The 9,252-nt window shown below is 75.1% G+C and carries 4 protein-coding genes; 3 read left to right on the forward strand and 1 reads right to left on the reverse strand.

Annotated features, from left to right (window positions below):
• The first annotated feature begins 346 nt into the window (after positions 1-346).
• On the forward strand, positions 347-2,431 hold the full coding sequence (gene malQ, locus PV341_RS41035) for a 4-alpha-glucanotransferase (RefSeq protein WP_500360499.1): 2,085 nt from the start codon (positions 347-349) through the stop codon (positions 2,429-2,431).
• Positions 2,432-2,479: 48 nt separating this feature from the next.
• Complete coding sequence (locus PV341_RS41040) at positions 2,480-2,716, forward strand: hypothetical protein (protein ID WP_499517072.1); 237 nt, start codon at positions 2,480-2,482, stop codon at positions 2,714-2,716.
• Positions 2,717-3,052: 336 nt separating this feature from the next.
• Here PV341_RS41040 and pepN read toward each other — a convergent pair whose 3' ends face one another.
• Positions 3,053-5,623: an aminopeptidase N gene (gene pepN, locus PV341_RS41045; RefSeq protein ID WP_500360501.1), complete on the reverse strand. Its 2,571-nt coding sequence runs from the start codon at positions 5,621-5,623 to the stop codon at positions 3,053-3,055.
• A 195-nt stretch (positions 5,624-5,818) separates the two neighbouring features.
• On the opposite strand from pepN, the gene PV341_RS41050 reads away from it, so the two are divergent.
• Positions 5,819-9,229: a beta-N-acetylglucosaminidase domain-containing protein gene (locus PV341_RS41050; protein WP_500360503.1), complete on the forward strand. Its 3,411-nt coding sequence runs from the start codon at positions 5,819-5,821 to the stop codon at positions 9,227-9,229.
• Positions 9,230-9,252: the final 23 nt, after the last annotated feature.

Genomic DNA, 9,252 nt, shown 5'->3' on the forward strand with positions numbered 1-9,252 from the left:
GACTCAGGCACACGGTGCGAGGCCCGCACCGCCCGCCCAGTGCCCCGGTCGGTCGGTGCGGGCCTCGCACCGTGTGCCTGAGTCGGGGCTGCGCCGGCGCGCTCCCCCAGCCTTCGGCCGGGGGAGCGCCCCGACACACCCCCTCCCGTCGTATGGGCGCATGACGGGTACCGACGGAGGAGGTAGGTGAGGGCGGGCGGCTTCGCGGCACAACCCGGGATCACGACGTGCCGCCACTCCTGGGTGGGAGCACGTGCACGGAATGCGACTGTGCGGCCACGCAGTGGGTATGGCTGAGGCTGTCCGGAGAAAGCGCACCCGCGATGACGCCCCAGGAGGGCATCCCATGACCGAAGCCGCCGACCGGGACAGACTCGCCGCGCTGCACGGCGTGGACGTCACCTACCGTCCGTCGCCGGACCGCGAGGTGCGCGTGCCGGACGGGACGGTCGTGGCGGTGCTGGCCGCGCTGGGCGTCGACGCCTCGACCCCGGCGGCGGTGCGGAACGCGCTGGCGGAGCACGATCACCGTGCGGGGCGGCGGCTGCTCCCCCGCAGCATCGTGATGCGCAGGGGACGTCCGCTCCGGCACCAGCTGCCCGAGGGCACCGCGCTGCGGCTGACGACGGAGGACGGCGGCGGGACCACCTGGGACGGCGGCACGCCGCTGCCCGTGGGGCGGCACGTGCTGCGAGCGCAGGCCCCCGACGGGCGTACGGCGCAGGCGCAGCTCGTCGTGGCGCCGGAACGGCTGCCCGGGCCCCCGGAGCGGGTCCTGGGCTTCATGGCGCAGCTGTACTCCGTGCTGTCCTCGCGGTCCTGGGGCATGGGCGACCTCGGCGACCTCGCGGACCTCGCGGCCTGGACGGGCCGGGCGCTGCACGCGGGCTTCCTGCAGGTCAACCCGTTGCACGTGGCCGTGCCAGGGCATCCCACGGACCCGTCGCCGTACCGCCCGTCCTCTCGGCGCTTCCCCGATCCGGTGTACCTGCGGGTGGAGGAGATCCCGGAGTACGCCTACCTCGACCCCGACGACCGCGAGCGGGCCGCGGACCTGCTGCGCAAGGCGGCCGTGCTGCGCGACTCGGTGCTGCTGAAGGACGCCCTGATCGACCGTGACGCGGTGTGGGAGCTGAAGCGCGAGGCGCTGGCGCTGGTCCGCAAGGTGCCGCTGTCGCCGGGACGGCGGGCCGCGTACTGCGACTTCCTCGCGGACCAGGGGCAGGCACTGGACGACCACGCCACCTGGTCGATGCTGGCCGAGCTGCACGGCCCGCAGTGGCGCGGCTGGCCGGCGGGGCTGCGCGACCCGCGCTCGGGGCAGGTCGCGCGGCTCCGCGGCGAGCGGCTGGACCAGGTCGACTTCCACTGCTGGCTGGCCTGGCTGACGGACGCGCAACTGGCCGCAGCCCAGCGTTCGGCGCGGGACGCCGGCATGGCGGTCGGCATCGTCCACGACCTCGCGGTCGGCGTGCACCCCTCCGGTTCCGACGCCTGGGCGCTGCAGGACGCCCTCGCCCACGGGATGTCGGTCGGCGCGCCGCCGGACGCCTTCAACGCCCACGGCCAGGACTGGGGCCTGCCGCCGTGGCGTCCGGACGCCCTGGCCGCCACGGGGTACGCGCCTTACCGCGACCTGCTGCGCAACATGCTGCGGCACGCGGGAGGCCTGCGCATCGACCATGTGATGGGGCTCTTCCGCCTGTGGTGGGTGCCCGAGGGCGAGCCGCCGACGCGGGGCGCGTACGTCCGTTACGACGCCGAGGCGATGCTCGGCGTCCTCGCGCTGGAGGCGCAGCGCGCCGGTGCCGTCGTCATAGGGGAGGACCTCGGCACGGTCGAGCCGGGCGTCCGCGAGGAACTGGCCGACCGGGGCATCCTCGGCACGTCGGTGCTCTGGTTCGAGCGCGACTGGGAGGGGGCGCACGGCTCCGCGCACGCCCGTCCGCTGCCGCCCGCGGCCTGGCGGGCGGACGCGCTGGCGACGGTGACCACCCACGACCTGCCGACGACGGCGGCCCGGCTGACCGGGGAGCACGTCGGGCTGCGGCACCGGCTGGGCCTGCTGACCCGGCCGCTGGAGGTGGAGCAGGCCGAGGACGCCGTGGAGGTCGCGGAGTGGCTCGCGCTGCTCGGCCGGCTGGGGATGCTGCCGGAGGGCACCCGCGACGAGGAGGCGGTCGTCAAGGCCGTCCACCGCTTCCTGGCGCGGACGCCGGCCCGCATGGTCGGCGTCTGGCTGCCGGACGGGGTCGGCGACCGCCGTCCGCAGAACCTGCCGGGCACCTGGGACCAGTACCCCAACTGGCGGCTGCCGGTGGCGGACGCCGAGGGCCGGCCGCTCACCCTGGAGCAGCTGACCGCCTCGCCCCGGCTGCACGCGCTGGCGCACGAGGTGCGGACCGCGATGGCGGCGCCCGGCGGGCTGTAACACCACCCCGGACGCGCGGGCCGCCGGAGCGTTCGCTACTTTGAGAGCGTGGACAAGCTCAACAAGAACGCCCTGCGCGCCGGTGCCGTCACGGCCGGTACGGCGCTGATGCTGCTGATGTCGTCCCCCGCGTTCGCGAACACCCGCGACGACGGCGACGACCCGGGTTCCGGTCTGAGCGTGCTCCAGACGCTGGGCCTGTACGTCGCCCTGCCGATCGCCCTGTTCCTCGTCATCGCGGGTCTGGTCGTCGCGACCGACAAGTCCCGCAAGGCCCAGGGCTGATCCCCTTCCCACCTCGCTGACCGGGCCGCGGAGCACCGCGGCCCGGCTTCAGGTGTTCCCCGGCACCTCGTGCCGGTCGTACCGCCCGCGGGAGCGTTCCGGCCCGTCCGGCGGCCCCGGCGCGCCCCCGTCGTCAGGCATCCGCATCGCCGGCGACCGGCCCCGCGACGGCGCGTAGCGCTCCCCGAACGGCCCAGCGTTCCTCGGCACGTCGCGAGGCGGCAGCCCCCGCGGCGCCCCGCGCGCCCCCGGGTCAGAGCGCGGAGGACTCCCGGAAGACCCGAGGGCCCCCGCGGCGGTGCGCCGCGGGGGCCCTCACAGTGCTGTGCCCGCCGGTCAGCCGGCCGCCGCGTCCGCGGCCTGGGCCTTCAGCGCACGCTCGACTCCGGCCCGGCACTCCGTCACCATGCGCCGCAGCGCCGGCGCCGGATCGGCCGCCGCCAGCCAGGCGTCGGTGGCGTCCAGGGTGTCCTGGGAGACCTGGAGCGCCGGGTAGAGCCCGACGATGATCTGCTGGGCCATCTCGTGGCTCCGGGAGGCGAAGACGTCCGAGACCGCCGCGAAGTACCGCTGCGTGTACGGCGCCAGCAGCTCGCGCTGGTCCGGCTCGTGGAAGCCGGCGATGACCGCCTCCTGGACGGCGTTGGTGAGCGTCTCCGCCTCGACGACCGAGGCCCACGCGCCGGCCTTCGCCTCCGCCGTCGGACGCGCGGCGCGCGCGGTCGCCGCGTGCCGCTCACCGGCCGCCGTGGCGTCCCGGCCGAGCTCGGCGGCGATGGCCTCCTCGTCGGCGCGGCCCGTGGCGGCCAGCCGCTCCAGGAGGGACCAGCGCAGCTCGGTGTCGACGGCCAGGCCTTCGATCGTCTCCGTACCGCCGAGCAGCCCGGCGATCAGGTCCAGCTGGTCCTTGGTGCGGGCCGTCGCGGTGAACGCGCGGGCCCAGGCGAGCTGGTGGTCGCTGCCGGGGGCGGCCGCGCGCAGGTGCTCCAGCGTCGCCTCGGTCCAGCGGGCGAGGCCGGTCTCGCGCCACTCGGGCGCGGCGTACAGCTCCAGCGCCGTCTTCACCTGGCGGTGCAGGGACTGCACCACGCCGATGTCGGACTCCTTGCCGATGCCGGAGAGCACCAGCTCCAGGTAGTCACGGGTGGCGAGTTCGCCGTCGCGGGTCATGTCCCACGCCGAGGCCCACACCAGCGCGCGCGGCAGCGACTCGGTGAAGTCGCCGAGGTGCTCGCGGACGGTGTCCAGCGAGACCTCGTCGAGCCGCACCTTGGCGTACGACAGGTCGTCGTCGTTGAGCAGCACGACCGCCGGGCGCGTGACGCCGACGAACTCGGGCACCGCGGTCAGCTCGCCGTCGACGTCGAGCTCGACGCGCTGGACGCGGACCAGCTTGCCGTCCTGGAGCTCGTAGGCGCCGATCGCGATGCGGTGCGGCCGCAGGATCGACTCGCCCTTGGCGCCGGCCGGCAGCGCCGGGGCCTCCTGGCGCACGGCGAAGGAGGTGATGGTGCCGTCGGCGGCGGTCTCGATCTCCGGGCGGAGGATGTTGATGCCGGCGGTCTCCAGCCACTTCTTCGACCAGGTCTTCAGGTCGCGGCCGGAGGTCTCCTCCAGGGCGGACAGCAGGTCGGCCAGACGGGTGTTCTTCCAGGCGTGGCGCTTGAAGTACGCCTGGACGCCGGTGAAGAACTCGTCCATGCCGACGTAGGCCACCAGCTGCTTCAGGACGGAGGCGCCCTTGGCGTAGGTGATGCCGTCGAAGTTGACCTGGACGTCCTGCAGGTCGTTGATCTCCGCCATGATCGGGTGGGTGGACGGCAGCTGGTCCTGCCGGTACGCCCAGGTCTTCATGGAGTTGGCGAAGGTGGTCCACGAGTGCGGCCAACGGCTGCCGGGCGCGTAGGCCAGGCAGGCGATGGAGGTGTAGGTGGCGAACGACTCGTTCAGCCACAGGTCGTTCCACCACTCCATGGTGACCAGGTCGCCGAACCACATGTGGGCCAGCTCGTGGAGGATCGTCTCGGCGCGCACCTCGTAGGCCGCGTCGGTCACCTTGGAGCGGAAGACGTACTGGTCGCGGATGGTGACCGCGCCCGCGTTCTCCATCGCGCCGGCGTTGAACTCCGGCACGAAGAGCTGGTCGTACTTGGCGAAGGGGTAGGGGAAGTCGAACTTCTCCTCGAACCAGTCGAAGCCCTGCCGGGTGACCTCGAAGATGGCGTCGGCGTCGAGGAACTCCGTCAGTGAGGGACGGCAGTACAGGCCCAGCGGCACGCTGCGGCCGCCCTCGCCCTCCCAGGTGCTGTGCACGGCGTGGTAGGGGCCGGCGATCAGCGCGGTGATGTACGTGGAGATGCGCGGGGTGGCCGCGAAGCTCCAGACGTTGTCGACCGGCTCGGGGGTCGGGGAGTTCGAGATGACCGTCCAGCCGACCGGGGCCTTCACGGTGAAGGTGAAGCTCGCCTTGAGGTCGGGCTGCTCGAAGTTGGCGAAGACCCGGCGGGCGTCCGGCACCTCGAACTGGGTGTAGAGGTAGGCCTGCTTGTCGACCGGGTCGACGAAGCGGTGCAGGCCCTCGCCGGTGTTGGTGTACGCCGCGTCCGCGACGACCCGCAGGTCGTTGGCGCCGGCCTGCAGCGACGGCAGGGCGATGCGGCTGTCCGCGAAGACCTCGGCCGGGTCCAGCGCGGTGCCGTTGAGCACCACCTCGTGGACCGTGGGGGCGACCAGGTCGATGAAGGTCGAGGCACCCGCCTCGGCGGAGTCGAAGCGCACCGTGGTCACCGACCGGAAGGTGCCGCCCTCCTGGGCCCCGCTCAGGTCGAGCTCGATGTCGTACGCGTCCACGGTGAGCAGGCGCGCTCGCTGCCGCGCCTCCTCACGGGTGAGGTTGGTGCCGGGCACGTGTCCGTCTCCTTCGTCGGGTTTTCGGCCATCCTCGCACGCGGGAGGGGTGGGACGGCCGGGGGTTTTCCCTCGACCGGCCGGTCGTGTCCCCGGGCGCCGCCGGCTACCGGCGGTACGGCCCGCGGGCACCGGCCGGAAGGGGCGCGTCGCTGCGTTGACACGCGCTCCGTGCGGGTGATGGGCTGTCGGACCATGACCCCGGGCAGGAGAACCGCCGCGACCCACACGGCAGCGCTCGTCGCCGCCGTCGTCGGCGGGGTGCTCGGGACCACGCCGGCCGCCCTGGCCGCTCCGCCCCTCGTCCCGACGACGGCGCCCGGCACCACGGACGGCACCGTGACGGCGGACGCCGCGCCCGCCGTCCACCCCAAGCCGCAGTCGCTGCGCAGTCGCGGCGGCACCCTCGCCGTACCGGACACGGCGACCCTGGTCGCCGGGCCCGGGGCCGACCCCCACGCCCTGGACGCCCTCCGCGCCATCCTGCGCGGCGCGGGCGTGACCGCGCTCCACGAGGGGGCTGCGGACCCGCGGGGGCTGGTGGTCTACGCCGGCGGCGCGCGGGCCGACACCGCGCTGCGCGCCCTGGGCGCCGCGCCCACCGGGGACCTGCCCTCCGGCGGCTACCGGCTCGCCGTGGGACGCACCGGCGGCCGCACCGTCGTGGCGATGGACGGGGCGGGCGAGGACGGGCTGTTCCACGCGGCGCAGACGCTGCGGCAGTTGACGACCGCGCGCGGCCTGGCGGGCGTCGTCGTCCGCGACTGGCCCGCGGCGGCGACGCGCGGCGTCACCGAGAGCTTCTACGGCGAGCCGTGGACCCAGGAGCAGCGGCTCGCCCAGCTGGACTTCCTCGGCCGCACCAAGCAGAACCGCTACCTGTACGCCCCCGGCGACGACCCCTACCGCCAGGAGCGGTGGCGCGAGCCCTACCCCGCCGCGCGCCGCGCGGAGTTCCGCGCCCTGGCCGAGCGGGCCCGGGCCAACCACGTGACGCTGGCGTGGGCGGTGTCGCCGGGCCAGGCGCTGTGCTTCTCCTCGCAGGAGGACCGCAGTGCGCTGCTGCGCAAGGCCGACGCGATGTGGGCGCTGGGCGTGCGCGGCTTCCAGTTGCAGTTCCAGGACGTGAGCTACAGCGAGTGGCACTGCGACGCCGATGCGGACGCGTACGGCGACGGCCCGCAGGCCGCGGCCCGGGCGCAGGCCGACGTGGCCAACGCGCTCGCCGCCCACCTGGCGGAGCGCCACGGGGCCGCCGTACCGCTGTCGCTGCTGCCGACGGAGTACTACCAGGACGGCGCCACCGACTTCCGGGGCGAGCTGGCCCGGGTGCTCGACCGGGGCGTGGAGGTGGCATGGACGGGCGTCGGCGTCGTCCCGGGGGAGATCACCGGGCGGCAGATCGCCGACGCCCGGGCGGCGCTGCAGCACCCGCTGCTGACGATGGACGACTACCCGGTCAACGACTTCGCCGAGGACCGGATCTTCCTCGGCCCCTACACCGGACGTGAGCCCGCGGTCGCGACGGCGTCCGCCGGACTGCTGGCGACGGCGATGCGCCAGCCCGCCGCCTCCCGGATCGCACTGTTCACGGTGGCCGACTACGCGTGGAACCCGCGTGGGTACGACCGTGCGGCCTCCTGGCGCGCGGCCGTCGACGACCTGGCGGGCCGCGATCCCGGAGCCCGTGACGCCCTGCGCGCCCTCGCGGGCAACGAGGCCTCCTCGGCGCTGGACGAGGGCGAGTCGGCGTATCTGCGGCCGCTCATCGCGGAGTTCCTGGACGCCTACGCGAACGGCGGCCGGGAGCGCCTGGAGAAGGCGGCCGGGCGGCTGCGCGGGGCGTTCACCACGATGCGCGGCGCCCCGGAGCGCCTGGACGGCCTGGCGGACGGCTCCTTCGGCGGCGAGGTGCGGCCGTGGCTGAGCCAGTTGGCCCGGTACGGTTCGGCGGGCGAGCACGCCGTCGACATGCTGGTGGCGCTGCGCGCGGGTGACGGCACCGGCGCGTGGCGGGACCGGCTGGCGCTGGAGCGGGCCCGCCGGCGGATAGCGAACAGCCCGGCCACCGTGGGCCACGGGGTGCTCGACCCGTTCCTGGCGAAGACGCTCGCCACGGCGGACGCGTGGACCGGCGTGCGCACCGCTGGCCGCAAGGCCACCGCCACCCTGGGTTCGGCCCGGTCCACCGACCCGTCGCTGATGACCGACGGCAAGGACGGCACCGCCTGGGCCAGCGACGCCCCTCCCCAGCAGGACGACGCCTTCGGGGTCGACCTGGGCGGCACCCGCACGATCCGCAGCGTGCGCGTCGCCATGGGGGCCGCGCAGCGCGGCCCCGAGCGGGACGACTACCTGCGCGAGGCGGTGCTGGAGTACTCAGCGGGCGACGAGGGCGGCTGGCGGACCGTCGCCACGGTGCACGACGACCGGAGCGTGACCGTGCGGCTGCCCGAGGGCACCCGGGCCCGGTACGTGCGGCTGCGCGCGACCGCCGCTCAGGAGAACGCCGTGACGGTGCGGGAGTTCACCGTCGGCACGGAGGACGACGGCACCTCCGGTGTCCTCGCCGCCGACCCCGCGTCCCTGGCGGCCGCCGACGGCGACGCCACGACCACCGTCCGCGTGCCCGCCGGGGGGCTGACCCTGGAGTACGGCTCGGCCCGCCCGCTGGAGGCGCTGACCGTGCTCACCGACACCGGGCCGGGTACCGCCGGGTCGGTGGAGGTGCGGGTGCCCGGCCAGGGCTGGCACCGGCTCGGTTCGCTGGGCGGCGGCTGGACCGAACTGCCGGCGCAGGGCCTGCGGGCGGACGCGGTGCGGGTCACCCCGTCGGCGGGGGCCCACCCGCCGGTCGTCCACGAGATCGTGCCCTGGTACGCCGACCGGCCGGCGGCCCGGATGACCCTGGACCGCACCGAGACCGACCTGGAACTCGGCGGCGCCCCCGCGACCGTCACCGCGGAGCTGACCGACGCCTCGCCCGCCGCCGCCAGGGTGTCGCTGACCGCCGAGGCCCCGGAGGGCGTCGAGGCCGTCACGCCCGGTGAGGTGGAACTGCCGCGCGGCGGCAAGGTCGTGGTGCCGGTGCGGTTGTCCCTGCCCGCGGACGGGGTGCCGGGCCTGTACGAGGTGCCGCTGGCGTTCCGCGCCGAGGGCCGCACCGTGCGGCAGACCGTCACGGTGCACGCCTATCCGCGCACCGGCGGCCCCGACCTCGCCGCGGGCGCCCCGGCCACCTCCTCCGGTGACGAGACCGCCGACTTCCCGGCCTCGGCGCTGACCGACGGTGACCCCGGGACGCGCTGGTCCTCCCCCGTGCGGGACGACGCCTGGGTGCAGGCCGAGCTCCCGCGGGCCGCCAGGATCGGCCGGGTGGTGCTGCGCTGGCAGGACGCGTACGCCTCCCGCTACACAATCCTGACCTCGGCCGACGGGCAGAGCTGGCACACCGCGGCGGTGATCTCCGACGGCCGCGGCGGCACCGAGTCCGTACGGCTGGACGCCCCCTCCGACACGCGTTTCCTGCGCGTGCAGGGGTTGGAGCGCGGCACGAAGTACGGCTACTCGCTGTACTCGTTGCAGGCGTACGCCGTCACCGACTGACCCGGGACCGCCCACCCCCGCAG

The organism is Streptomyces sp. PA03-1a, from assembly GCF_033792805.1.
In the GTDB taxonomy this organism is placed as follows: Bacteria; Actinomycetota; Actinomycetes; order Streptomycetales; family Streptomycetaceae; genus Actinacidiphila.

Coding starts and splice junctions, on each gene's coding strand:
- malQ (WP_500360499.1), top strand. CDS start 347: ATGACCGAAGCCGCCGACCGGGACAGACTCGCCGCGCTGCACGGCGTG.
- PV341_RS41050 (WP_500360503.1), top strand. CDS start 5,819: ATGACCCCGGGCAGGAGAACCGCCGCGACCCACACGGCAGCGCTCGTC.